This is a genomic window from Providencia sp. PROV_01 (assembly GCF_053098325.1).
In genome coordinates this window covers 500,778-526,212 of record NZ_JBRFKD010000002.1, presented here as the reverse complement: position 1 = coordinate 526,212, position 25,435 = coordinate 500,778, and the positions used below count along the sequence as shown (strand labels likewise).

The following is a 25,435-nucleotide window of genomic DNA, read 5'->3' as shown; positions in this document are numbered from 1 at the left end:
CAACCGATGTTGAATTTAAGAAGTGATTTTTGTGAAATGCGACAGTAATCGAGGAAAAATTGGTATCACAATAGGTTGTTTCCTTTGTGATACCTTTTATACAAATAATTCAGCTACTTCATCAGCACCATTACAAACACGGTACATTGAGTGTTCTCACTAGGGAGCTCGTCGTCAATCTGATGCTTTCTAGTACTGAATAGTAGAAGAAAGAATAACATGATAAACAAGCAAATAGCGCTTCCCTTGAGCGCTATTTGCCTTACAAAAAATCACTTAAATTTGAGTTGCTTCACAGCTTCATCAATATCAATTTCATCTTCCGAAAATGTTAAAGCAGTACCATGTAATGTGCTAATTTCTAATTTTTTCAAGGAGCGCATTTGGTCCGGTTTATCTGATTTAGGTTTAATGCTGTTCATCAATGCACCAATAGATAACACAGTATTTTCTTTATCAATACGTGTATCGGCAGGCACGTCCACCGAATAAACGCGATAAGATTTTATAGATGTAATCTTAATGCGCTCACCCGCAATATAAATATATTTGCTTTCAGGTATGACTTTGACTGCAAATGCAGACAACCCTTTATTATTTGTCGTCGGTTCGAAAGTGACTACAGCATTTTTTTTAATCAACTCAGGGTTGGCAACTTTAACCACATGAAAATAACGGTTATCGCCATTCTCATCTTTGATAAATCCAAAACCTTTATCTTCGAACCATGTTGTGATCGTTCCATTCATCGCCATTACCGCCTAATTAATCTTTTATTGATTCAGTTTTTACAACGCGCAGTATAGAGCACAATGCGTGTGCAGACTACGGCTTTACTTTTAGTCTGAGTGATAAATTTACGTGATGCAAGTAGCAAGCATTCGCCTGCATACTAAAAATTGGTTATTATCAACCGCTATTCTTTGTTGGAAAGGCTAATGACTGAAATCATCGACACCTTTATTGCGCCGCCCTGCCACGGTAAGATAGAAATTATCTACCAGGATGAACATCTTGCTCTTATTAATAAGCCGAGTGGCCTACTAAGCCTTTCTGGAAAAAACCCACAAAACTTAGATTCAGTGCATTACCGATTAGTACAAATCTTCCCTGAATGTACTCTTGTTCACCGACTCGATTTTGGCACTTCAGGATTAATGGTGATTGCACGTAATAAAGCAGTGAATGCCGCTCTGAGCCAACAATTTAGCCAGCGAACGGTAATTAAAGTATATCAAGCTCTACTTTGTGGTCACTTAACTGATGATGAGGGTATCATTGATGCTGCAATAGCAAGAGACCCAGCACTGTTTCCTCGCATGTCTCTTTGCGAAATTAATGGCAAACCTGCCCGCTCCCACTATCACGTGATTGAACGTCTGTATCACCCACTAGATAATGGCACATTGCTTCCAGTAACCCGAGTCCAATTAATTCCAGAAACGGGTCGAACGCATCAGCTTCGTATCCATTGCCAACAATTAGGTCACCCTATATTAGGCTGTGACCTATATGGGGGCCAAATACCAGAGCATGCATCTCGGCTCATGTTGCACGCCAGCGAACTGCATTTTGTTCATCCCATTAGCCAAGAAAGCGTTAATACTCGCTGTGCGAGCCCGTTTTAACGCCCAAGTAACCACTGTCTCATTTTATGACTGGTAAAATAAATTGCTCTGCCCTGTAAGTGCACATCGCTAGCCGTACTTCAATTTAAGTTATGACGAATATTACCACATCAGGTCGTCAGGGATCTTAAAGTCCGCGTACGGGTCATCTTCATCTTGTTCTTCTTGGCTGAGCGCATTATTGAGTACGATACTATCCGCATCCCTTTGGGTTATTTTATCCGCTACACTTGCAGGGATAATCACATACTCATTGTTATCACTATTCTCAATCGCTAAACGGGCAATCGCCAGACGACCGCTGATCAATTGTGTTTGTGTTATTTTATCTACAACAACTTGCTTGATCACATTGTTATCGGTGAAATTAAAACTAATATCTCCCTTTGAAATATCAACTTTATTCATCTCAATAAGTTGTTTAACTTGCGCTTTAAACTCTTTGGATTGCACCATTTGCTTATGCTGTTCGCTTAATTGCTTATCACGTTCAAGCTGTGCTTTTTTATTCTCTTCTACGGCTTCCCTTGCTTCACGCGCTTGAACGCGTGATTTTTTAGCCGTTCTTTGCACTTTAGCCATCTTCTTACTGGTGACTAATCCTGCTTTTAGCATTTGCTCTTGTAAGGTGAGTTTTGCCATCTTCGCCTCTAAATCTATCAGATAATTATGTGATTATACCTTTAGCCGCTGAGACCTGATAGGCTTTGAGCTTCATTGATAGAGAAATTATGTGATGTTATTTAAGAAAATATGCTAACGAGGATAATTCAAAATTCGGCGTGTTTAACTTATTTTGTCTAATCTAAAATGTGTTTATAAAAAACCATCAATATATTGTGATTTTTTATAGGCACGATTTACTCAGTAACCATAGAGAGCTGATGAGAAAAAATAGAGGCTTTCATCCACATAAAAACCTCTCTATTTCAATAACTACGGAGTGGACATAATAATGGTAGCTGCTGAACTAAACTGGCCTTCTATCAATTCATTTGGCGATAAATTAGGTTTTTTAACTAGCGTAAACATTAGTGTGTCTCTACCATGCCCATTTTCTATTTTTGAATCGAAATGCCCATTCATAGGGGAAACTCTTTGCCCTTGATGATAAATCTCAACACCTAATCCCGGCATAATAGGACCTTGACTACCAATATCTCCAGTTCTAACAAGTAAAGCGTCAGATGAAAAAGTCGAAGTTTCTCCGCTAATAATCATCTTTATTGGCGCTGTCAGATTATTATCTTCACAACTATAAGTGATTTCTGCGTTACGTTGAAAACGGCTTGCACTTCCCACTGTTGAAATACCCGATGCATTTACTGTTTCAAAATCAACAATGATGATTTGGTTATCATTGATATCACACGTACCCGTTCCAACAACTACATCATTACCTGCATAGAAATTCCATTTAAAATAAGCATGGTCAATATGCTGATTACTATTTACAAATGTCGCATATTTATGGAGATCTAACGTCATCAGCAAATCGCCTTTTCTTACCAAAACTGATGGCGTTGGTTTAACATTTACCTGTAAATATAATTTAATTTGTAAAGGTTCACTTGCTGTGGTTAAACGAAATACTTGAATTTCTTTACCGCTAAATGGTGCTAAATAGTAAGCACCACGCACGACCACTCCCGCTTTTAATTCTGGGTTATTCTTAAATGTGGGACCAAGGTCAGCACCAGTCACATTTAAATAATCAACATAAGCACTAGGGGCTTCATTACGGCAGGTCATAAAATCACTCACATCCGCAAATTCATTTATACGATTAGGTACAGCAAAAATATCATTATCTAGAGGAACATCATAAATACTTTGTGTTCCCCCACCAACTTCTTGTCCTCCATTAGTTTTACACTGGAAAGCAAAAATAGTCGGGGAAAATAATAAGGTTGCGAGAAGTAATATTAACATCTTCATTGTTACTGATACCTTAATCATAAATTAAACTAAAAATAGCGGTTGCAGTAAAATGGCCAAACGCAATACTTTTATTTTTTATTGCATCAGGTTCCCCTTGCACATTCGCATTAAAACTTAAAATATTCGTGCCATTCTCTAAATTGTATGCAGGCGTCGTACTATTAATAGGAATTTTTTTACCACTAAATTCTAAGATTTCAATTCCGATACCCGAAGCCATGCTGCCAGAATCTAATGCAAGAAGGCCTGGTAAATGGGTATTTTCGCTTCCTGTAAACTTAACGGTCACCGTTCTAAAGATACTATTATCACAGTCATCTAAATGAATATTAAAATTTTCAAGTGGTGTTTTTTGGTTAATATAGAGGTATTTATTAACAATAGTACCAAAGTCCACAATGATATTTTCATCACCAGGTCTTACTGTACAAGCTTCTGCGACAAGTTGTCCTCGTATCTTAATTTCACCGATTTGACCATTTTTTGCCTGACTCGGTAACGGAAAAAATAACAAACTTAATAGCATCGAGAGTATTATTTTTTTAAATTTATAAAAATTGAAATTTAAGTTATTCATATAAATACCTTCAATGCTATATCAGAAAATCTATTAAGATTATTCATACGTTATTTGAAAAGAAATAACACTTCGATAAGCTCCAGCCTGTAATTTTTCTGCGATTCTTACGGGAGCTACATAATAAGTTAAAATATTTTGCCCCGGAGAAATAAGCTCAGGTTCACTGTACTCACCAAAAGCAATTTCTTTTCCTTTAGGATTAGTTATCTGTAATCCAAGCCCATTAACACCTTCAACTCTCGCTATGTTCGGCCTAAAAGGGACAACTGGCGTGATAAACCTAATTTTCATACCTGGCTGAGAAAGACTCCATGTAACATTACCGGATTTATTGTTTCTCAAAACCGTTGGGGTTTCGATACAATCCAATAACTCGATGTTTACCGGCGTCTTGTGGCCTTGGGCGCCAATTGTTTTTAATGATGCAGTTTCAATATTTCCTAAATCAACGGATTGAAATGCAGAATCCATCGATAAATGGCATGCACTCTCCGTTAATGAGCCATAAACGAAAATTTTACCATTTGCACCTTCAACATCCCAATTGCCTGTTGTGTTATAAAAGGCATTATTTGAGGCCGCATATATCACAGCTGAATGAAATATGAGAGATAATCCAAAGAGTAAGGAAAAGCTTTTTTGATTAATCATCATTTTCCTCTCTATTTACTTTCAGGAACAACCTGACATGTATTTGCTTGACATTTAAATTGAAGTTTTGGCCGGCCACCATAGTCATTTATATAGGTCAATACCGGATTTGCCCCCACAGTAGAACTTGGAACTCCTAATTTTTCTTCACTAAATGGTGCAACCATAACTGCCTTAAAATTCTGATTTACCGGTGAATTTTTTCGCTCAGCCGCACCAATAATCGTGATATAAAAGGGAGTTGGGTTTTTAATGATATATTGGTCACCTTGCTTAATAAGCTGTGTTTTTTCTTGCCAAGGGTTATTCAGCATTTCTGTTTCGCTTAGCATGATACTTTTAGGACGATAAAATAATTTAATTTTGCTCTGTAACGCTAATTGCAAAACATTCGGTTTATCACTTTTTGGCGGGATCTCCCTTAAATTAAAGTAATAAACACTTTCTCTATCCTGCGGTAACTGACTAATTTCAGGAAGCGCCTCAATACGGACTTGGCTTGATTTTTCGGGTTCAACTCGCTGTACCGGCGGTAATACAGCAAACGGTGAAGTGATTTTTACCCCTTGAATATTTTCAATCCACCCTTGAGCCAAATAAGGTAGCTGGTTATTTTTATTAGTAATAGTAATTGAAACGCTTTTTTGATCGCCATTAAAAATAACTCGGGTTCTATCTAAAGCAATTGCCGAGAATGCGCTTCCGCTAACTAAACTGCTTAATAAAATAGTACTGATATATAAATTAGTTAATTTTTTCATAGCAATCACTCATTTACAGATTATTATCTGCTTCATTACGTTTATTTGATAATGGTTTACAAGGAATAAATAATCCTTGGTTAATTGTTTCTAAATTTTCAGGAAAATTAATTTCACATTGTGCTTCACCACCCCAATGAATAATCATGACTTCATTTGGGTTGATACCACTAACATAGGCATATCCATTATCAGTGACTATTCCCGTTTCTTTTCCTTTCAAATTCGTGATCTGAGCGCCAAATGGCGGTGCAGAACCGTCAGACATACGCATTGAAAGCATCATCTTTTCACCAGACAACACATTAAATTTGCGATAGCCAATCGCGCCTTCTGTTAATGTCGCTTGAACAATAGAATCCGTTACCTCGGCATTATTCGGTAATGCATTTAAATCGACTTTAACTTTACTGCGGTAGTAGCTATTTAAATCAGGGACAACCACTTTACCAAATGCATTTGATGCAATAGGTATCCCTCGGTCTGATACGGGAATTTTAGCCACACCATCAGTGTCAATGAGCAAACGAGTTCCGCCAATATTTGAGACTCGATGAGCATCCGCACCATTTAAAGTCATGGTAAATCCGCCTTGTGCCCCTACCCCAAATGATGTGTAATTATTATGAATATAGCTGGCATTCGCAGTTAACTTAGTATTATCACCATAATGGGTAATATAGGTGCTTACGGTTCCACCTTTGTTGGTCGAACCTGCACTGACTTGATAATTGGTTCTATCTGACAATTTGTCATAATAGGTTGCTCGATTAACAGTATCATCCCGTGTTGCTTGTAATGAATAACCAATATTTGCACCATTTCCCCAAGGCATTGAAGCTGAGATATACAGGCCATCATCATTTGTTTCGTTATATTTATTACGATAGGCCGATAACGAAATATTAATATTCTTCAGGCTTCCCCAATCTAAGGTTTTTGTCACCATTAAATTGTAGCGATTACTTTCTGGCTTATCCCAATAGGTTTGGTGCGAGTAGTTTAAATAAGCTGTAATTCTCGATTCTCTAAAGTTTTTATTTAAAGAGATCACATACATTTCTTTATTACTACCTTGACGCTCACCTGAATCTTTAGCCGTTAAAAAATCGGTTACAGTCATAAAACTGCGTTCTGAGAATCGGTAACCTGCGAACTGAACTTGGCTATCATAGTCATCAAAACGTTTTGAATAGTTTATTCGATAAGAATTACCTGTGAGTTTTTTATCATTAGGAATATTTGCAATAGAATGCGTAATATCGAAAGATAAGGCACCAAATGCCAATAAGTCACGACCGACACCCACGTTGAATGCATTATAGTCTTGGCTATTTAATGAACCAGCAAGCAATGACCAACCATTAGTGACACCCCACGACATTTCACCACTCGCAAATGTATCTCCATTGACATGATGATCCATATCCGTTGGGCGACCCATCGCTAGTTTATATCGAATACTACCTGGTCGAGTTAAATAAGGGATATTGGCTGTTTCAACCTGATATTCTTGAACCGAACCATCCTGCTCTTCGATTCGAACATCCAGTTTTCCCGTCGTCGCATCACTTAAATTTTGAATACGGAAAGGACCCGCGGCGACTTGTTCTTGATAAATAATTCGCCCTTGTTGGCTAACAATCACCGTCGCATTTGTCGTAGCAACACCTGTTATTTCAGGTGCATACCCACGTAAATTAGGTGGTAACATTAAGATATCAGAGCGTAAGCCAACACCTGTAAATCGAAAACTATCGAATAAATCGGTGTTAAAATAGTCCTCACCCAAGGTCAATTTCGCTTTAATACTGGTTAACGCTTTATAGGCGTATAGTCGGCTCCATTGAAAGTCATGCTCATTTTTACTATTCGAGCCAGTTTCTCGTTGAGCACGCCCCTGCCAATCTCCCCTAAAGCGCCATGCACCAAGGTTCACACCTGCGACACCATTTGCTGTCACATTATAGTTGCTATTGTTATCATGAGGCTTATTCGCTCTTGCGTTTATATTGTAGTCTAAAATAGCCCCTGAAATTCCTTCATCCCACAAAGAAGGCGGATCCCAGTTAGCTGTTCTATATTCAAGGTAGGCTTGAGGTATACTCAGATACAACGTAGAGTCAGATAAATCCCCTCGAGCTTGAAAGCCAGGCAAACTGCGTAAATCAAGACACTCATTATTATGCCACCACGTAATTTGCTTCAACGAACTAGCTGTTAATCCTAGCTGCTGGACTTGTTCTGGTGTGATACAAACGAGGCTATCTTCAGGGTCGTTTTCTGGCGCATAGAATGAAAACCGTTGCTCAGGTAAAGTTTCTTTATTTACTTGTACTTTGAGGGGATAAATACCAGGCATAATATAGCCTGCACGTGAGAATTGCTTAATATCAATGTTTTTTTTGTCTTCTAAATCAAATAATGCCGTATTAAATTGTATGGTATCGGCAGCATATAACTGAGCGGATAATGATCCAAATGTAATCATTATCGTTGTCGTTATTATATTTATTTTGTGTTGTTTAAAAAACATAAAAAACATCCCTAAAACACCAATATAATTTCTTAGAATTAATAATAATCGACCTTGAACCTTAATAAGGTTTGGTAATTACCCGCTTTAACAGGATGATAATTGGTGACTAATTGCATTTGATATTTCAGGATCATTGTCCCTGGCGTAATTCCTAATGCGGGTAATGGCTTTCCTGGTGTAATGGAATATCCCGATATATCATGCAATGCCAATTGCACTCCTTTTGCTTCACCCGAGAGTGTGAAAAAATCACCTTCTGATGGACCATCAAAAGTGACTTCGAGTGAATTCCATTCGTTATTATCTTTCGAATATTTTTCCCAACGACAATCAATGAGCTTAATATTGAATTCTTTTATGGGGCCTTTCCCAACTTCACGAATATAGCTTGTTGGAAGCACCCCCATATTAATGGTCTGATCCCTAGACCCAATATCTATTGCGCAGGCAGTATCGACTATTTCGCCATTCATCGTGACTTTTCCCCATCCATGAGATGATGCAGCCATTTGTGGCGAAAGAAATAATGTTAGAAGAAATAGAGAAGATACTTTTCTTCGCAAATAGATAAATCCTTTCACTTTAACCTCTGACTTAATTTGGTGATTAGTAGAGGAACACAAAGGTATTCCTCTTAAACTAATCAATTAGTTATAAGTTAAGGTAAAGTTAGTTACGCCTTCGAATTTACCTAATGGAATTTTATCAACCGCAACGTTTGCACCTTGTACATAAGCGCTATAACGCAATGTATTATCACCCGCTTGTAATTGGTGTTCTTGAGCTGTTGCAACTCCCATATTTAACGCTGCACCATTAGTATCCGTTAATTGAATACCCACGTTGCCAGCAATAGTTGGGTCTGTTGCATCTAAGCCTGTTACACCGAGTAATTTAGAGTTGAAAGCAGCGCTAGCACCAGAGAATGTGATACTCACTTTATCGTTGTACACTTTATCATCTGCATCTTTCGGGAATACACAGTCTTCCAATTCAATATTGAATTGCTTCGCGCTAGAAGTACCACCATTCGCTAAAACAGAGTTAGCGATTTGGCCTAACCATACTGTTTGGTCAATAGAATCTGAACTAATTGAGCAAGGTGCATCAATGATTTCACCTTTAAATGTGACTTTACCATGCCCTTGATCAGCAAGTGCTGGAGATGCAATAGCGGCAGAAACTAGCGCGGCTAAAAATACTTTTTTCATTTGAACCTCATTTATATATAACAACGTGATGATTACCCAACATGATGTAGGGCATAGTTAGAATTTATTATTTTTAAAATAACTATTTGCTGTATAAAGAATTTAAAATAATTTCTGTTTGTCGATTAAAAATATAATGGTAGTTATCCTTTTCATCGGATAAGCATTCACTATTATGAATAAATGAATTAGCACTAGGATTTTTTTCATTTATTTTCAATGATACACTTTCAAAAAATGCACTCGGGCTAATTTCTAGATAAAATAAAATTGAAAATAGCATTCCACAATTAATGCTACATATTCCTCTTTCATAACGAGATATTTGTTGTTGTGATATCTTTAATTTTTTAGCTAGATCACTACCACTAAGCCCTTTCTCTTTTCTAAGATGCGATAATTCCATGCCAATTTGTTCAGTTAGTATTTTCTGAAAGCTATCTATACTGGTCTTTAATTTATTACTTTTCATATCTCACCAATTAAAGCCTTGTGTAATGTGGCAAAACAATCAGAACCGCTTATAAAGTGAACAATTTATTTTTTGAAATGCAAAAAAAAACGCAACAAAATAAATCAAAATGTTGCGTTAAATAAGTTTTAGGTAAATTGTTTTATATATAAGAATCGTCAGAATTAAAATCTTTAATTTATAAATAAAAATGGTAAAACTAGATAATTTAACTAGCTAGTTTTATTGCAAATAAAATCATGAATGATAACTTTTTGTTGTTAATGACAAATTTTTACATTAATTAATAATTACCTCTAAAATGCATTGCAGTAACAGAGTTTTATGCTGTTTGATTTTAGTTAGTCTGATAATTATACTTATTAGGTAATTTGAACATTTTGATTTATTATGTTGCATTATAGATTGATTTTTATAGATATTTTATTTATCCAATTGATTATCATTGATAATTGATTAATTTTTTTGTTATATATTATATTGCTGTATTTTACAGTGGAAATTAAAAGTTTTTAACTTACAAAAACCAAAAACATGAATTTATCATCTAAATAATTTCACTTACATCCTACCATTTCACAGAGTGGCTTTATTTAGCAATCAAAAACGGACTATTATTGTAAAAAAAACGATTAAAATATGATAACAATTAGTTAACAACGAAAGTGATTTGCTGTCACTCTTAATTGGAGTAATTAAATCATGATAATTCAAAAAAAAAGAATAAATAAAATTATTAACTAATTTTATTTTTAAAGGCTGTGAAATAAATTAGTTGAGTATGTTGTTTGTGGCTTTCAAAATAATTATTGCACTTAATATGCACAAGAATACCTCAGTTTTATCAAATCAATTGCCTAAATAACTGAGGTATTCTTGGTGTTTAGTTCATATTATTATGTTTAGTGCTAGCCTTATGTTGATACAAGTCATTAAATTGCTTATTGATTCAACCAAATACCACTAAACCTTTTTTCATTACTCGCAGTATAAATTACAGTATGAGCGATATTTCGATGCCCTAAATAATCTTGAATTAATCGTGTATCCCGGCCCAAATCAGCTAATGCATAGCCGCATGCATGCCTTAGCATATGAGGATGAAGCTTTACAGGAAGCCCAGCTATTTTTCCATACTGCTCAAATAAACGATAAATTTGATAACGAGAAATTTGGCTTCCCTTTTGTGAAATAAATAAACAATCTGATCCCGCTGTTTTCCAAGAATCTCTTTCAGCTAGCCATTTTTCAATCGCATTAAACTCTTCGGGAATTATAGGCTGTACGGTAGACAGCCCTCCTTTTAGTCTCCTAATAAATATCACTTTCTGCACTAAATCAATATCAGCCATTGTGATATGAGTGAGCTCGCTAACTCTTAACCCATGCAAAAAGCTCATTAATAACAAGCAATAATCGCGATTAGGATAGCGACCTTGCTTTGTAGCATCCAATAAAGAATTCACCTCTGTACGTGTAATAAATTTACGTTTAGTCATTATGATCTCATCTATACCTCGTTATATTTTGCTATATACCAACGATAAATTAACTAAAAATAATAATTTTTCAGAAAATTAAATATAATATGTCAGAAAGGTCAGTGATGATACCGAAATGCAAGCACTTAATCATGATATCACTAAGGCATAAAAAAACAGAATTGTGAGTGGTTGAGTGATAAGTTGATTTATAAAGTAATTATGTTGTTTTCATTGCATGAATGATGAGCGATAAAGGCGTCGTCACATGGGGTGTTAGTCTATATCCCTTTTCACCCTCTAATACGAAATAGTGTATACTTGCCGACAAGAAATTTATTCACGGTTAATTAAATAATGAAAGAAATTGAAAAAACACAAATTAAGCTTCTTAGCGACCGCTTAGACCTTATTCGTCACCAGATGGCAAGTATGCAACTGACGAGCGATGCAGAAAAATACGCAGAACTCGAAAAAGAAAAAGTGACGTTGGAAACTGAAGTTACTCGCCTGAAAGCAGTGCGTAACCAAAAGCTCAGCAAAGAAGCACAGAAGTTAGTCGATATGCCATTCAAACGCCCAATCACTAAGAAAGAACAAGCCGATCTTGGCAAGCTGAAGAAGTCCGTGCGAGGTTTGATAATTGTCCATCCAATGACGGCATTAGGCCGCGAAATGGAACTGGATGTTATGACTGGTTTTTCTAAGGCTGATTTCTAGTTAGGGAATCAACCTAACTAAAAGCTGTAATGACTCACTAATACTAAAAGGTTCTTAGTACACTTTTCGTGGTTATGAACCGTTAGTGAGTATGAGCTCCCCCTTGTTTACTACGACCACCTCAGGTACTAAGCTAATTTTAGCAATTTAACTAAAAATAGTGATTCTACTATTTTTCTACTTTCCTATTTTCAGCAAATCTTTCAGCGCCGCGATATTCGCTCTCGCTCTTTCCGCTTCTTTTAACCGACGACGTTTTTGAGCAAAAATATCAAATATCTCTTTAGCTTTTTCATCAGCGGCTTTCTTACTTATTCCACCAGCGCCTTGCAATACGTCTCGGTCATTGAAACTTAAAAACTGATCCAGTTTAGTATCCCAATCTTGTAAGAATACTTGCTTACGGCCAGTGCTTGGTCTTCGGCAAAGTCGAGCCACATATTGACGATACGGTTTAATTCCTTCAGTTCATTTTCACGTAGATAATTCTTCGCAACCGTCACATCCGTTTTACGCACTTCGCCCGACTTATAAATAGCTAGCAAGCACATTATTTTATGTAAAAACAATGTACTACTATTACCTATATCCATTCTCTGCAAGAAAAATGTTTGTGCATCTTTTCAGTCATCACCCACAATGCTTTATTTAATTTAATATCCCCATCAATACCATTTACTGAACAAGTACGAGCTCGCTTACCTTTTGCATTTCGGCCCGATAATCCACCTTTAATTAAGCTCTCCTGCAAACGTTGATATAACCTCGAGATATAACCCCCCTCCATCGGTCATTTTATAGGGGGTTACCATTGGCCTTGAGGCCGCTACCTGGCGGGCGTAAAGCTTCATTGTGGGGGCATCCAAAAAATAGGGAAAAATTATGCCCCCAATTTTGCCCCCAAACAGGGGTAGAAACCAGTAAACAAGGGGAGAATCAGACAGACTTTGAGATGATTAATCTTATTGATTTACAAAGAAAATATAGCTTTTGGAAGAAATTCAGAAACTGCGTTTGGCGGAAGATCACAGGAGTCGAACCTGCCCGGGACTGCTGGCAGCCCCAACTGGATTTGAAATCCAGCCGCCTCACCGGAGACGACGATCTTCCTCTATAGATTGGAAAGTGATTATAGACTGAATTCATTATTTTCCAAAGCATTGAAACTACAACTATTGCCTTTATTGATAAAAGCCAACAAAAAACCCATTTATTGATAAGTGTTAATAAGAAAAAACGTTAGATTGATATTGAGGTTTGTACATCTGCCCCCATATACTTTCTTATATTCGCTATGGCGTACTGGTTATATGATCCATAACATTAACCCTATTTGGGTATAAGTTCGCCATTTAACTTTTATTGTCAATACAGTAAGCCTTGGCCTACGAGCACAAGCCTGCAATCACAGGATGTTTTATGACAAATTCATTATTAGCCGATTCCGCACTACCCCGCTTTTCTACTATAGAGCCTGCGGATGTTTTCCCCGCAGTCCAACATGTACTCAATGAATATCGCCAAACTGTAGAAAACCTGCTGAGTGCAACGGATCAATACACTTGGGACAACCTATGCCAACCTTTAGAAGAAGCCAGCGATAAGCTTTCTCGTGTTTGGTCGCCAGTTAGTCATTTGCACTCTGTGAAAAACAGCCCAGAACTGCGCGAAGAGTATGAAAAATGCTTGCCGTTATTGTCTGAATTCAGTACTTGGATGGGGCAACATGAGCCTTTATATCAAGCATATAAGTCATTAAAAGAAGGGGCTGAATTTAATTCCCTTAGCCAAGCTCAACGTAAATCCATCGAAAATACCTTACGTGATTTTGAATTATCCGGCATTGGCTTACCCGCTGAAAAACAGCAACGTTACGGTGAAATCGTCGCACGTTTGTCGGAGATAGCGTCTAAATTTAGCAATAACGTTCTTGATGCTACCATGGGTTGGAGTAAGCTCATTAAAGACGAAAATGAATTAGCGGGTATGCCAGAAAGTGCAATTGCTGCAGCAAAAGCCATGGCTGAATCAAAAGGTGAAGAAGGCTACTTACTCACTCTTGATATGCCAAGCTATTTACCTGTTATGACCTATGCTGACAACGCAGAATTACGTCGTGAGATGAGCCATGCATATAGCACCCGTGCGTCTGACCAAGGCCCAAATGCAGGTAAATGGGATAACAGCGAATTAATTGATGAACTGATGGCTTTACGCCACGAACTAGCGCAATTATTAGGTTTTAAAAACTACGCAGAAAAATCCCTAGCGACCAAAATGGCCGAATCGCCAGAGCAAGTGCTGAATTTCCTCAATGATTTAGCCGACCGAGCTCATCAGCAAGGGGAAAATGAACTGGCTGAACTGACCGCTTTTGCTAAAGAGCATTATGGTGTCGATACGCTTGAATCATGGGATTTAGCCTATTACAGCGAAAAACAAAAACAGCATAAATTCTCATTAAATGATGAGCAGTTACGCCCTTATTTCCCTGAACAGCGCGTCCTGAATGGGTTATTCGAGGTTGTTCATCGTATCTATGGTTTAACCGCTAAAGAGCGCAATGACGTCGAAACATGGCATAAAGATGTACGTTTCTTCGAACTCTATGACGATACCAACACTCTGCGCGGTAGTTTCTACCTTGACCTCTACGCCCGCGAACATAAACGTGGTGGGGCTTGGATGGACGATTGTGTGGGTCGTATGGTGCATAAAGATGGCTCACTACAAAACCCTGTCGCTTACTTAACTTGTAACTTCAATAAGCCACTCGGTGATAAACCCGCCCTGTTTACCCATAATGAGGTCACTACCTTATTCCACGAATTTGGTCATGGTTTACATCATATGTTAACGCAAATTGATGTTGCAGATGTTGCAGGGATTAACGGTGTGCCATGGGATGCCGTCGAACTACCAAGCCAATTTATGGAAAACTGGTGCTGGGAGCCCGAAGCCCTCGAATTTATTTCTGGCCATTATGAAACAGGCGAACCATTACCAACAGAAATGCTCAATAGCATGTTAGCGGCGAAGAATTACCAGTCAGCCATGTTTGTTCTGCGTCAGTTGGAATTTGGTCTATTTGACTTCACCTTACACGCTGAATATGACCCAGCAAAAGGTGCGCAAGTCATGCCAACGTTATATGCAATTAAAGACAAAGTCGCTGTCGTACCCTCCCCTGAATGGTCACGTTTCCCACATGCCTTTAGCCATATCTTTGCGGGGGGATACGCCGCAGGTTATTACAGCTACTTGTGGGCAGATGTACTCGCGGCAGATGCATACTCACGCTTCAGTGAAGAAGGTATCTTTAATCGTCAAACGGGTCAGTCCTTCCTCGACAATATCCTAAGTCGTGGGGGTTCTGAAGAGCCAATGGCGCTGTTTGAACGCTTCCGTGGTCGTAAACCAGAACTCGATGCGATGTTAAAGAGCTATGGTATCCATGGCTAATGACATTGCGATCCAGTTGATCTGTGAAGAGGGTGCCGATCCCGGCACGCTCTCTCAACTTTCTGAAAAATGGCAGCTTTCTCATACCCCTGATGCCGTTATGGCTGTCGTGCTTACGCCTGAAAATTTACAACTGCGTAAGCTAGATGAACCTAAATTAGGGGGAATTTTTGTCGACTTCGTCTCTGGGGCTATGGCCCATCGCCGTAAATTTGGAGGGGGTCGTGGTGAAGCGGTCGCCAAAGCTGTGGGAATCAAAAAAGATTATATTCCCGATGTGGTTGATGCCACTGCTGGCCTAGGGCGTGATGCCTTTGTTCTCGCCGCTCTCGGTTGCCATGTCCGCATGTTGGAACGTCACCCTGTGGTTGCTGCCCTATTAGACGATGGCTTACAACGGGGCTATCAAGATGCAGAAATTGGCCCATGGTTACAAGAGCGAATGTCATTGATCCATGCATCCAGTATTACCGCTCTGAGTGAAATAACCCACGCGCCTGATGTTATCTATCTCGACCCGATGTACCCTCATCGGCAAAAAAGTGCTTTAGTGAAGAAGGAAATGCGAGTATTTCAGTCATTGGTGGGAGCAGATGATGATGCAGATTCATTATTAGCCCCTGCGATTACTTTGGCTAAACGTAGGGTAGTTGTTAAGCGCCCTGACTATGCAGAGCCCCTTGCGGGACAAAAAGCGCCATCAGCGATTACCACTAAAAACCATCGGTTTGATATCTATCCATGCATTAAAAATAACGAATAAACGTAACGGCGAAGGGCGTATGTACAGGTGAATTTATCAGTATGATACAGCCGCCCTTTCGCGTACGTTTTGAGGTCAGAGAATTACAACACACCCTGCCCAAGCATTGCATCAGCGACTTTTACAAAGCCCGCGATATTAGCACCTTGAACATAGTTTGTTTGTTTCTCTTCGCCACCGAATTCCACACAGTGCTGGTGAATATCCAACATGATATGGTGTAGACGAGCGTCAACTTTTTCTGCTTTCCAACCTAGACGAGCCGCATTTTGAGCCATCTCAAGACCTGACGTTGCCACACCACCTGCATTAGCCGCTTTACCTGGAGCAAACAGCACTCCCGCTTCAAGGAACAGTTCGGTTGCAGGGATCGTCGTTGGCATATTAGCCCCTTCAGCGACCGCTTTAACACCATTTTTGATTAACACTTTTGCTGCATCAACATCCAGCTCATTTTGTGTTGCACATGGCAAAGCAATATCGACAGGCACATTCCATGGCTGCTGGCCCGCTAAGTAAGTTAAGCCAAACTCTTTTGCATATTCTTCAATACGACCATAGTTGTTTTTGATTTCTTCCAAACGTGCAAGTTTTTCTGTTGTAAAACCGTCTTCATCAACCACAGTACCGCTTGAATCAGAAGCTGTAACCACTTTAGCGCCAAGCTCCATACATTTTTCAATGGTGTACTGTGCAACGTTACCTGAACCGGAAACTGCTACACGCATCCCTTCAAAGCCTAGGCCATGGCGTTTTAGCATTGCATTTGTGAAATAAACCAAACCGTAACCGGTTGCTTCAGGGCGAATTAAACTACCACCAAAAGACAATCCTTTACCGGTGAATACACAAGAAGTGTCATTAGACAGTTTTTTCATCATACCTGTCATAAAGCCCACTTCACGTCCACCCACACCAATATCCCCCGCAGGGACGTCAGTATTAGAACCAATATGGCGATAAAGTTCTGTCATCAATGCTTGGCAAAAACGCATCACTTCGCCATGGCTTTTACCTTTAGGATCAAAGTCAGAGCCACCTTTACCACCACCCATTGGCAATGTGGTCAGGGCATTTTTCAGTGTTTGTTCAAAGCCTAAGAATTTCAGAATGGATAAATTCACAGATGGATGAAAACGCATACCACCCTTGAATGGGCCGATTGCAGAGCTAAATTGTACACGCCATGCACGGTTGACTTGAACTTTACCTTGGTCGTCTACCCAACACACTCGAAATTGAATCACACGTTCAGGTTCAACAAAACGCTCAAGTAATGCTTGGTCACGATACTTCGCATTTTGCTCTAAGAACGGCCAAAGGGAAGTGAATACTTCACGTACCGCTTGTAGAAATTCAGGTTGAGAAGGGTCTCTTTTTTGGACAGACTCCAAGAACGAAGATAGTGATTGTGTCATCTATGTCTTCCTTTTTAACATGTAGTTGTTGTGATGTGCCTCACTCTTTCTTATCATTATTTTTAGGAAATGTGAGGTTGATTTGCGTTTGCCTATTGAATATATCATTAGTTTGTATTCTAAATTCAAGGTTTTTTTTCACTCTATAGCAAAATAAATTGCTTGACCTGCCAATAACTACCTCAAAATACATATTTTGAAACAAAAAAAACGCCTGCATAAGCAAGCGTTTTTAGTGAATAATATTTCAAATGGCGTAATATGGATTATTCTTCATCATCATTTAGTGGTACAATCAACATATCCACATGGACTGTATTGATTAGCTGGCGAGCAGACGACATCAGCTTGCTCCAGAAATCTTGGTGGTGCCCACAGACCACTAAATCCATATTGTATTTTTTAATGGCATCGACCAGTACTTGGCCTAGATCACCGCTACCGCTGAGTGTTTCTTGAATTTCATAACCTGCACCTGCAGACAAATCCTTCAGAGCATTACGCGTTTCATCAGTAATACGTTGCTGCATGTCACCAAGATTGACATCAATAAGACCGGTATAGAGGTCTGAATAGTTAACATCAACATGGATCATAGATACTTTGGCCCCGTAAGGTTTTGCCATAGAGACAGCCTTATCCAGTAATACTTTACTTTCAGGTGATAAATCTACCGCAACGAGAATATGTTTGTAAGCCATAAGTAAACTCCTTCCGAATGCTGATTATCTGGTGGTTATGCCTTCACCACATCTTTATGAATACTATACCTGCTAATTGTGATTATTAAGTGTTGCTTTGATCACATCTAAGCAGATTAACCTTAAAATCATCACTTCATATAACATTTTATAAAACAATAACATCATTCATTCAATATTAATATATTGCCCTAAAAAATTCGAGTTATGGAGACTCTTTAGCTTAGTAAAACAACAAAGTTGCCCAGCAAACTGTGATATTAAAGTTCAGTAACTCAGGTTTATTTTCTTCAATATAAACAAAAGGTCATCACAAATTTGCGCTAATTGCACTTTTTTTAAACAATAATTTATCCTACAATAAAATAACTGAGTATAAGTATAATTTTTCTGCTGTATTTCCTTTGCGACAATTGCTGTGAGCTTGAGCTAGGTTCTAAGGAGAGGATTATGTTCAGTATGATTGCATTGTTTTGGGCATTATGCATTTTGTGCATCTTAAATATGATGCGGTACTTTTCTTCCGTTCGTGTTCTATTGTCTATTTTAAGGGATTCAGACCCTCTGCTTTATCAATCCGTTGATGGTAATGGTTTTTTTACTACACACGGCCAGCTAAACAAACAACTCCGGTTAGTTCGATACATAAATAACAAACAATACCTTGAACATTATGACCCTGAAGTTATTTTGCGTTGTGAGCGAATCCGTAAGCAATTCATGATGATAAGCAGGCTCAGCATACTTGTTATCGTGAGTTTAGCGTATTTATTGATAACAGGTTAACTATGATCGTAACTTTCTAATGAAAAAATAGTGATGGCCTTTCGATCATCACTATTTTGTATATGTAGATTACTGTGTTCATGTAACTGTTAAAGGCTCCATACTCATGTATGAAGCCAAAATTAGCGCGACTAGATAAACAGCAGCGATAGCCAGTATAAACCGCCGGATAACACAATGGACACCGGTAAAGTTAATAACCATGCTAGCGCAATGCTTTTAATGGTTTTTGTTTGTACACCACCACCATCGACAACCATCGTACCCGCCACTGCAGAAGATAAAACCTGCGTTGTTGAAACTGGCATACCAGTATAACTTGCCACACCGATAGAGACTGCCGCAGTTACCTGAGCAGATACACCTTGCGCATAAGTCATACCTTTCTTACCAATTTTCTCACCAATGGTCACAGCAACACGCTGCCAACCAAACATGGTGCCTAATGATAATGCGAAAGCAACCGCAATAATGATCCACAATGGTGCATATTCAACGGTATACAGCAAATCATTACTGAGTTTTTTCAGTAAGCTGGCATCTTTGGAACTGGTTTCTGGTAATTTTGCAACCGCATTCGCAGTATCAGAGATACACATCAGCAAACGGCGTGCGTGGTTACGTTGGTCTGGCGTCAGCTCTTCATAACTTTGAATGCCATCAAGCATCGTTTGCGCTTGATTTAAAATAGCGCCAGTACGTGTGCTATCACAATGGAATTCACCACCGAGTTCATCACTACTTACTGCAACGGTCGGGGCATTTTCTATTGCATGGTTTAACGCTGGTTTATGTGTTTCATAGTATTGTTGCAGGTGGACAACCGCATCATGTGTTTTTGCGATGTCATAACCGTTAGAATTCATATTCATAACGAAACCTGCTGGAGCAACACCAATTAGCACCAGCATGATAAGACCGATGCCTTTCTGGCCATCGTTCGCACCATGGGAGAAACTCACCCCAACTGCTGACAAAATCAACGCAGTACGGGTCCAGAATGGCGGCTTACGCTTACCATCTTTTTTCTCACGTTCCGCAGGTGTTAAGTGAATACGACGACGTTTCTTTGTGCCACTCCAATAACGGCGCAAAAAGAAAATCATCAAACCGGCAATCACAAAACCGATAGCGGGAGACAAAATTAATGACATGAAAATACTGATCATTTTCGGTATATTCAAGGCATCAACGACAGACGAATCAGTCACAATCGCGTTGGTTAAGCCCACCCCGATTATCGCCCCGATAAGTGTGTGTGAACTGGAAGCAGGAATACCTAAGTACCAAGTTCCAAGGTTCCAAATAATTGCAGCCAAGAGCAATGAGAAAACCATTGCAAGGCCGTGAGCTGAGCTCACATTAAGCAAGAGGTCTGTTGGTAAGAGGTGGACAATGGCATATGCAACGCTCAACCCTCCCAGCAAGACACCAAAAAAGTTAAAAACCCCTGCCATGACAACTGCGAACTGAGCCCGCATTGCTCTGGTATAAATAACCGTTGCTACCGCGTTAGCGGTGTCATGGAAGCCATTTATAGCCTCATAGATCAGCACAAACAACAGTGCCAGAACTAATAATAGACCTGTATGAAATTCTAAACCTGTAAAAAGATGTAGCATAGACGTTAAGCCATTATATGTTGGACATGAACGCGGCGCATTATCAGTGACAAACGCTGGCGGTGGAAGCAAAATCTAACCTTTTTTTGATTTAACTACCCATCAAAAAAGTACCTCATAGCAATTACTCCATATATTTCAATGAATTGCAGCAATCAAGGTTATTCTGAATTTTTGAAACTTTTTAACGATATTTCCAGAAAATAATCATTGTTTGCTTTTTTTAGACGAATTTCTCTAATTATAATACGTCCTGTATAGTTTTCATCAGTTCTTCCTCAAAGCTTTACATTACAATCTCGATGAGATGACGTAAAATATCCCAGTTATCAATGTAATTATGCTTAAAATCAAACATATATAGAGACACTTATTGTGAAAAATTTCGACGTTATTATTTTAGGTGCTGGCGCAGCAGGTTTATTTTGTGCCTCACACTCTGGCAAACGCGGTTTGAAAACGCTAGTGGTTGATAACGGGAAAAAATTAGGCAGGAAAATATTGATGTCCGGTGGCGGACGCTGCAATTTCACTAATATGTATACAGAGCACAGTAATTACATTTCTACGAACCCGCACTTTTGTAAGTCAGCACTTGCTCGCTATACACAGTGGGATTTTATTGCCTTAGTCGCTAAATATAATATCCCTTATCATGAAAAAACCTTAGGGCAGCTTTTTTGTGATAATAGCGCACAAGATATCGTCGATATGCTGCAAAGTGAGTGTAACCTACCTAATATCACTATTAAGTTACGCAGTGAGGTCACTGCCGTTGACAAAATAGATGATGGTTTTTTAGTCACGATTAACGGCTCTCAAGTAAGTACCCACTCACTTGTCGTTGCAACCGGCGGCTTATCGATGCCTGGTTTAGGTGCAACCCCCTTTGGCTATCGCCTTGCGGAACAGTTTGGGCATACTATTATTCCAACACGAGCAGCACTGGTGCCCTTCACTTTACATAAACCCCTTTTAGAAACATTGCAGGTACTTTCAGGCATCTCTGTCCCTGCAACGGTAACAGCAGCAAATGGCACCGTATTTAAAGAAAATATTTTATTCACCCATCGGGGGCTTTCTGGTCCAGCCATTTTGCAAATATCCAGCTACTGGAACCCTGGTGAGTACGTAAGTATTAACTTACTTCCCGATATTGCCGTAAATGATTTTATCGCTTCAGAGAAACACCAGCACCCAAATCAATCGTTGAAAAATACCTTAGCAAAAATACTACCTAAACGGCTAATTGAGATATTACAAGCTCAAGGGCAAATCCCTGAATGTGCGCTAAAACAGCTTAACCATCCTCAAATTGAAGCGTTGCACACCACATTACACCAATGGCAGGTACAACCTAATGGAACGGAAGGGTACCGCACAGCTGAAGTAACATTAGGTGGCGTTGATACTCACGAAATATCGTCTAAAACCATGCAATCGCTTAAAGTGTCTGGCCTGTACTTTATTGGTGAGGTGATGGATGTAACTGGCTGGCTCGGAGGTTATAATTTTCAATGGGCATGGAGTTCCGCAGCTGCATGTGCGGAAAGCTTGCCTCTCCCTTTTACAGAATAATAGAAAAAAGACTGGAAACACACTCAGTCTTAACCTGACGCTTAACGGAATTGTTCCGTTAAGCGTATCCTCCTGTATTGATGCCCAGAAAATCTTAATCCATTGAAAAATAATGGTTAATATTTAATTTCATATAAATCATATAATTGCAGTTTTAATTATAAGATATATTATTTTGGTTAAAAATAATGCTTTACAAACGATAGTGATAACCATTATCATTATCATCACTTCCTCGATAGGGTTACTTAGTCACCCTTTTGCAGGGGGTACGACATTGCTCACATTGCTTCCAGTGTTTACTTTAGCCAGCCTTGCGCTGGCTATTTTTTTATTTACCCCACAATTCTCTGCAATCACTACCTATCTTGTTCAAATTTTTTGGATCCTATGGTTAATGGGAGCTACTTTTCTCTGTGTGTAAATTGGTTAAACTGTCATCAATACATTTAGAGCGAGTTCAACCAAGGTTGAAATCCGTACAGGAGAGAACACGATGATTTATTTACGCAAAGCAAACGAACGTGGTCATGCAAACCATGGATGGCTCGACAGTTGGCATACTTTTTCATTCTCTAGCTACTATGATGAGCAATTTATGGGCTTTTCTGCACTGAGAGTGATTAACGAAGACTTTATTGCTGCGGGCCAAGGGTTTGGAACCCACCCCCATAAAGATATGGAAATATTGACCTATGTGCTCAATGGGACTGTCGAACATAAAGACAGCATGGGCAATATGGAGCAAATCCCTGCGGGTGAATTCCAAATTATGAGTGCGGGTACGGGTATTCGTCATTCTGAATACAACCCAAGCAATGAAGAAGAGCTACACCTGTACCAAATTTGGATCATTCCTGAGAGAACGGGTATTGAGCCACGTTATGAGCAAAAACGGTTCGATTCCAAAGATGGCAAGCAATTGGTGCTATCACCGGATGCACGTGATGGCTCATTAAAAGTTTATCAAGATATGGAACTGTGGCGCTGGGCATTACCTGCAAATGAAACACACACTCATGCGGTCGCTGATAAGCGAGTTGTATGGATTCAAGTCGTCAAAGGGAATGTGGAAATCAATGGCCAAAAAGCAACCACCAGCGATGGTTTAGCTATTTGGCAAGAAACAGCACTCACCATCAAAGCAAGTGAAGATAGTGAAATCCTGTTGTTTGACTTACCATCCGCAGAATAATCATTTTCACAACAAAAAAGGCTCTACATTGGTAGAGCCTTGAGGTTGTTGACAAAGCGGGATAAAAGCGTGGTTTTTCCCACTTTGTATTATCAGCCGAAAATCAATAAATTTATTTTCAAAACCTATTCGACTTGCCGCCAAACATAATATGTTTGTCAGCAGTCTAAAGGCTCTACATTGGTAGAGCCTTTATTATTTATTGATTCACAAAACTAATTACAGTTTTGGCCCGGCTTTCACCAGTGCAGCACCTGCTGGCGTGTCCGTGTACTTATCAAAGTTATTCACGAAACGTTCTGCTAAGTCTTGCGCTTTTTCATCCCACTGCGCTTTGTCTGCATAAGTATTACGTGGGTCAAGGATATTGGTATCCACACCCGGTAATGCTGTTGGGACTTCTAAATCGAACACAGGCAGTTTAATCATGTCCGCTTTTTCGATATCACCACTTAAAATAGCATCGATGATGGCACGAGTATCTTTGATGGAGATACGTTTGCCTGTACCGTTCCAGCCTGTATTCACTAAGTAAGCTTTCGCGCCAGCCGCTTCCATACGTTTAACTAATACTTCAGCGTATTGTGTTGGGTGCAATGATAAGAATGCAGCGCCAAAACATGCAGAGAATGTCGGAGTCGGTTCCGTCACCCCACGCTCTGTCCCTGCTAATTTCGCGGTAAAGCCTGATAGGAAGTGGTACTGCGTTTGTTCAGGCGTTAAACGAGAAACAGGTGGCAACACACCAAATGCATCTGCGGTTAAGAAGATAACTTTTGTTGCATGGCCCGCTTTAGAAACAGGTTTTACAATGTTGTCAATGTGGTAGATTGGATAAGAAACACGGGTGTTTTCCGTTTTTGAACCATCATTGAAATCAACTGTACCATCTGCCAACACCATCACGTTTTCCAATAACGCATCACGTTTGATAGCACCATAGATGTCTGGCTCAGCTTCTTTAGATAAGTTGATAGTTTTTGCGTAGCAACCGCCTTCAAAGTTGAATACGCCGTCATCATCCCAACCGTGTTCATCGTCACCAATTAACTTACGTTTTGGATCGGTAGAAAGTGTGGTTTTACCTGTTCCAGATAAACCAAAGAAAATGGCGACATCGCCTTTTTCGCCGACGTTAGCAGAACAGTGCATAGATGCAATGCCTTTTAATGGCAGCAGGTAGTTCATCATAGAGAACATACCTTTCTTCATTTCGCCACCATACCAAGAGCCACCGATCAGTTGCATGCGCTCTGTTAAGTTGAACGCAACAAAGTTTTCTGAATTCAAACCTTGTGCTTCCCAATTCGGGTTAGTACATTTCGCGCCGTTCATGACGATGAAATCAGGTTCGAAGCCCACTAGCTCTTCATCTGATGGGCGAATGAACATATTTTTAACGAAATGCGCCTGCCATGCAACTTCAGTGATGAAACGTACTTTTAGACGAGTGTCGGCGTTCGCACCACAGAATGCATCAATGATAAACAAACGTTTACCAGACAGTTGTTCAGTCACTAAATGTTTGAGATCCGCCCAAACTTCTTGTGACATCGGTTTGTTGTCGTTTTTACCTTTACCTTGGTCTGCCCACCAAACAGTATCGCGAGTCACGTCATCACGTACAATATATTTATCTTTTGGTGAACGACCAGTAAAGATACCTGTATCAACCGCAACAGCACCTAAAGTGGTTACTGTTCCACGCTCATAACCTTCAAGTCCTGGCTTAGTTTCTTCCGTGAATAATAGCTCGTAACTTGGGTTATAAACCACTTCAGCTACATCATGAATACCGTACTTTTCAAGTTCCTTCAGGGTAATGCTTTTAGCGCTCATTATATTGCTCCTGGTAAACATAATTAATCTGCGGATGATCATAATTCTTTACGACTAATTAACAGCGATTGCTATCAAAGAATTGAA

At 39.3% G+C, this 25,435-nt stretch carries 22 protein-coding genes, 1 tRNA gene and 2 pseudogenes; 7 read left to right on the top strand and 18 right to left on the bottom strand.

Going from position 1 to position 25,435, the window contains the following annotated elements:
* Nucleotides 1-272: 272 nt before the first annotated feature.
* Nucleotides 273-749, bottom strand: a complete 477-nt coding sequence (locus ACU696_RS03175; protein ID WP_042851702.1) for a cold-shock protein — start codon at nucleotides 747-749, stop codon at nucleotides 273-275.
* Between the two features lie 189 nt (nucleotides 750-938).
* Between ACU696_RS03175 and ACU696_RS03170 the strand changes: the two genes are divergently transcribed.
* The gene (locus ACU696_RS03170; RefSeq protein ID WP_004266211.1) at nucleotides 939-1,628 is read left to right on the top strand and encodes an RluA family pseudouridine synthase; all 690 of its coding nucleotides are present in this window, start codon (nucleotides 939-941) and stop codon (nucleotides 1,626-1,628) included.
* Between the two features lie 102 nt (nucleotides 1,629-1,730).
* On the opposite strand, the gene ACU696_RS03165 is transcribed toward ACU696_RS03170, so the two are convergent.
* From ACU696_RS03165 to ACU696_RS03120, 10 genes are all read right to left on the bottom strand, one after another.
* Entirely contained in the window at nucleotides 1,731-2,270 is a 540-nt protein-coding gene (locus ACU696_RS03165; protein ID WP_004266212.1) for a DUF2058 domain-containing protein, read from the bottom strand.
* A gap of 294 nt (nucleotides 2,271-2,564) precedes the next feature.
* A complete protein-coding gene (locus ACU696_RS03160; RefSeq protein WP_004266213.1) occupies nucleotides 2,565-3,566 on the bottom strand; it encodes a fimbrial protein in 1,002 nt (333 codons plus the stop codon).
* Between the two features lie 13 nt (nucleotides 3,567-3,579).
* Nucleotides 3,580-4,146: a fimbrial protein gene (locus ACU696_RS03155; protein ID WP_004266214.1), complete on the bottom strand. Its 567-nt coding sequence runs from the start codon at nucleotides 4,144-4,146 to the stop codon at nucleotides 3,580-3,582.
* A 39-nt stretch (nucleotides 4,147-4,185) separates the two neighbouring features.
* Nucleotides 4,186-4,803, bottom strand: a complete 618-nt coding sequence (locus ACU696_RS03150) for a fimbrial protein (RefSeq protein ID WP_109912303.1) — start codon at nucleotides 4,801-4,803, stop codon at nucleotides 4,186-4,188.
* 8 nt (nucleotides 4,804-4,811) lie between these two features.
* Nucleotides 4,812-5,561: a fimbria/pilus periplasmic chaperone gene (locus ACU696_RS03145; RefSeq protein WP_004266216.1), complete on the bottom strand. Its 750-nt coding sequence runs from the start codon at nucleotides 5,559-5,561 to the stop codon at nucleotides 4,812-4,814.
* 13 nt (nucleotides 5,562-5,574) lie between these two features.
* The gene (locus ACU696_RS03140) at nucleotides 5,575-8,106 is read right to left on the bottom strand and encodes an outer membrane usher protein (RefSeq protein WP_196719957.1); all 2,532 of its coding nucleotides are present in this window, start codon (nucleotides 8,104-8,106) and stop codon (nucleotides 5,575-5,577) included.
* Between the two features lie 29 nt (nucleotides 8,107-8,135).
* Nucleotides 8,136-8,663 carry a fimbrial protein gene (locus ACU696_RS03135; protein ID WP_042851703.1) on the bottom strand — a complete coding sequence of 176 codons (528 nt, stop codon included), beginning with the start codon at nucleotides 8,661-8,663 and terminating at the stop codon, nucleotides 8,136-8,138.
* Nucleotides 8,664-8,747: 84 nt separating this feature from the next.
* Complete coding sequence (locus ACU696_RS03130; RefSeq protein ID WP_004266219.1) at nucleotides 8,748-9,311, bottom strand: fimbrial protein; 564 nt, start codon at nucleotides 9,309-9,311, stop codon at nucleotides 8,748-8,750.
* Nucleotides 9,312-9,393: 82 nt separating this feature from the next.
* Nucleotides 9,394-9,783, bottom strand: coding sequence for a helix-turn-helix domain-containing protein (locus ACU696_RS03125; RefSeq protein ID WP_004263121.1), 390 nt, complete (start codon nucleotides 9,781-9,783; stop codon nucleotides 9,394-9,396).
* Between the two features lie 941 nt (nucleotides 9,784-10,724).
* The gene (locus ACU696_RS03120) at nucleotides 10,725-11,282 is read right to left on the bottom strand and encodes a tyrosine-type DNA invertase (protein ID WP_004266220.1); all 558 of its coding nucleotides are present in this window, start codon (nucleotides 11,280-11,282) and stop codon (nucleotides 10,725-10,727) included.
* Between the two features lie 339 nt (nucleotides 11,283-11,621).
* Between ACU696_RS03120 and ACU696_RS03115 the strand changes: the two genes are divergently transcribed.
* A complete protein-coding gene (locus ACU696_RS03115; protein ID WP_109912301.1) occupies nucleotides 11,622-11,984 on the top strand; it encodes a YibL family ribosome-associated protein in 363 nt (120 codons plus the stop codon).
* A gap of 177 nt (nucleotides 11,985-12,161) precedes the next feature.
* Here the strand turns inward: ACU696_RS03115 and rhuM are convergent.
* The 3 genes and pseudogenes from rhuM to ACU696_RS03100 form a co-directional block, all read right to left on the bottom strand.
* Nucleotides 12,162-12,526, bottom strand: a pseudogene (gene rhuM / locus ACU696_RS03110) (RhuM family protein); the annotation flags it as partial.
* Nucleotides 12,527-12,567: 41 nt separating this feature from the next.
* A pseudogene (locus ACU696_RS03105) lies at nucleotides 12,568-12,747 on the bottom strand (DUF932 domain-containing protein); the annotation flags it as partial.
* A 252-nt stretch (nucleotides 12,748-12,999) separates the two neighbouring features.
* Nucleotides 13,000-13,094: transfer RNA gene (locus ACU696_RS03100), tRNA-Sec, on the bottom strand.
* 309 nt (nucleotides 13,095-13,403) lie between these two features.
* On the opposite strand from ACU696_RS03100, the gene prlC reads away from it, so the two are divergent.
* Both prlC and rsmJ read left to right on the top strand, forming a co-directional pair.
* Nucleotides 13,404-15,446 carry an oligopeptidase A gene (gene prlC, locus ACU696_RS03095; RefSeq protein WP_209102298.1) on the top strand — a complete coding sequence of 681 codons (2,043 nt, stop codon included), beginning with the start codon at nucleotides 13,404-13,406 and terminating at the stop codon, nucleotides 15,444-15,446.
* Nucleotides 15,439-16,209, top strand: a complete 771-nt coding sequence (rsmJ, locus tag ACU696_RS03090; protein ID WP_115166329.1) for a 16S rRNA (guanine(1516)-N(2))-methyltransferase RsmJ — start codon at nucleotides 15,439-15,441, stop codon at nucleotides 16,207-16,209. Before prlC ends, rsmJ begins: the two co-directional genes overlap by 8 nt.
* 83 nt (nucleotides 16,210-16,292) lie before the next feature.
* Here rsmJ and gdhA read toward each other — a convergent pair whose 3' ends face one another.
* A complete protein-coding gene (gdhA, locus tag ACU696_RS03085) occupies nucleotides 16,293-17,627 on the bottom strand; it encodes an NADP-specific glutamate dehydrogenase (protein WP_004263145.1) in 1,335 nt (444 codons plus the stop codon).
* A gap of 266 nt (nucleotides 17,628-17,893) precedes the next feature.
* On the bottom strand, nucleotides 17,894-18,328 hold the full coding sequence (gene uspA, locus ACU696_RS03080; RefSeq protein WP_004263149.1) for a universal stress protein UspA: 435 nt from the start codon (nucleotides 18,326-18,328) through the stop codon (nucleotides 17,894-17,896).
* 450 nt (nucleotides 18,329-18,778) lie between these two features.
* Here uspA and uspB point away from each other — a divergent pair, with 450 nt between their 5' ends.
* Entirely contained in the window at nucleotides 18,779-19,114 is a 336-nt protein-coding gene (gene uspB, locus ACU696_RS03075) for a universal stress protein UspB (RefSeq protein WP_004906561.1), read from the top strand.
* Between the two features lie 131 nt (nucleotides 19,115-19,245).
* Here the strand turns inward: uspB and pitA are convergent, their stop codons facing one another.
* Nucleotides 19,246-20,736 (bottom strand): inorganic phosphate transporter PitA, encoded by a 1,491-nt coding sequence (gene pitA / locus ACU696_RS03070; RefSeq protein ID WP_447343034.1) that lies wholly within the window; start codon nucleotides 20,734-20,736, stop codon nucleotides 19,246-19,248.
* Between the two features lie 375 nt (nucleotides 20,737-21,111).
* On the opposite strand from pitA, the gene ACU696_RS03065 reads away from it, so the two are divergent.
* Complete coding sequence (locus ACU696_RS03065; RefSeq protein ID WP_004906564.1) at nucleotides 21,112-22,314, top strand: BaiN/RdsA family NAD(P)/FAD-dependent oxidoreductase; 1,203 nt, start codon at nucleotides 21,112-21,114, stop codon at nucleotides 22,312-22,314.
* A 496-nt stretch (nucleotides 22,315-22,810) separates the two neighbouring features.
* Nucleotides 22,811-23,509 carry a pirin family protein gene (locus ACU696_RS03060; RefSeq protein ID WP_109913168.1) on the top strand — a complete coding sequence of 233 codons (699 nt, stop codon included), beginning with the start codon at nucleotides 22,811-22,813 and terminating at the stop codon, nucleotides 23,507-23,509.
* Nucleotides 23,510-23,728: 219 nt separating this feature from the next.
* On the opposite strand, the gene pckA is transcribed toward ACU696_RS03060, so the two are convergent.
* Nucleotides 23,729-25,348, bottom strand: coding sequence for a phosphoenolpyruvate carboxykinase (ATP) (gene pckA / locus ACU696_RS03055; RefSeq protein ID WP_004906570.1), 1,620 nt, complete (start codon nucleotides 25,346-25,348; stop codon nucleotides 23,729-23,731).
* Nucleotides 25,349-25,435: the final 87 nt, after the last annotated feature.

Coding starts and splice junctions, on each gene's coding strand:
- ACU696_RS03120 (WP_004266220.1), bottom strand. CDS start 11,282: ATGACTAAACGTAAATTTATTACACGTACAGAGGTGAATTCTTTATTG.
- ACU696_RS03165 (WP_004266212.1), bottom strand. CDS start 2,270: ATGGCAAAACTCACCTTACAAGAGCAAATGCTAAAAGCAGGATTAGTC.
- pckA (WP_004906570.1), bottom strand. CDS start 25,348: ATGAGCGCTAAAAGCATTACCCTGAAGGAACTTGAAAAGTACGGTATT.
- prlC (WP_209102298.1), top strand. CDS start 13,404: ATGACAAATTCATTATTAGCCGATTCCGCACTACCCCGCTTTTCTACT.
- ACU696_RS03115 (WP_109912301.1), top strand. CDS start 11,622: ATGAAAGAAATTGAAAAAACACAAATTAAGCTTCTTAGCGACCGCTTA.
- ACU696_RS03060 (WP_109913168.1), top strand. CDS start 22,811: ATGATTTATTTACGCAAAGCAAACGAACGTGGTCATGCAAACCATGGA.
- ACU696_RS03140 (WP_196719957.1), bottom strand. CDS start 8,106: ATGTTTTTTATGTTTTTTAAACAACACAAAATAAATATAATAACGACA.
- ACU696_RS03145 (WP_004266216.1), bottom strand. CDS start 5,561: ATGAAAAAATTAACTAATTTATATATCAGTACTATTTTATTAAGCAGT.
- pitA (WP_447343034.1), bottom strand. CDS start 20,736: ATGCTACATCTTTTTACAGGTTTAGAATTTCATACAGGTCTATTATTA.
- ACU696_RS03175 (WP_042851702.1), bottom strand. CDS start 749: ATGAATGGAACGATCACAACATGGTTCGAAGATAAAGGTTTTGGATTT.
- ACU696_RS03125 (WP_004263121.1), bottom strand. CDS start 9,783: ATGAAAAGTAATAAATTAAAGACCAGTATAGATAGCTTTCAGAAAATA.
- ACU696_RS03170 (WP_004266211.1), top strand. CDS start 939: ATGACTGAAATCATCGACACCTTTATTGCGCCGCCCTGCCACGGTAAG.
- uspA (WP_004263149.1), bottom strand. CDS start 18,328: ATGGCTTACAAACATATTCTCGTTGCGGTAGATTTATCACCTGAAAGT.
- ACU696_RS03160 (WP_004266213.1), bottom strand. CDS start 3,566: ATGAAGATGTTAATATTACTTCTCGCAACCTTATTATTTTCCCCGACT.
- uspB (WP_004906561.1), top strand. CDS start 18,779: ATGTTCAGTATGATTGCATTGTTTTGGGCATTATGCATTTTGTGCATC.
- ACU696_RS03155 (WP_004266214.1), bottom strand. CDS start 4,146: ATGAATAACTTAAATTTCAATTTTTATAAATTTAAAAAAATAATACTC.
- rsmJ (WP_115166329.1), top strand. CDS start 15,439: ATGGCTAATGACATTGCGATCCAGTTGATCTGTGAAGAGGGTGCCGAT.
- ACU696_RS03130 (WP_004266219.1), bottom strand. CDS start 9,311: ATGAAAAAAGTATTTTTAGCCGCGCTAGTTTCTGCCGCTATTGCATCT.
- ACU696_RS03150 (WP_109912303.1), bottom strand. CDS start 4,803: ATGATGATTAATCAAAAAAGCTTTTCCTTACTCTTTGGATTATCTCTC.
- gdhA (WP_004263145.1), bottom strand. CDS start 17,627: ATGACACAATCACTATCTTCGTTCTTGGAGTCTGTCCAAAAAAGAGAC.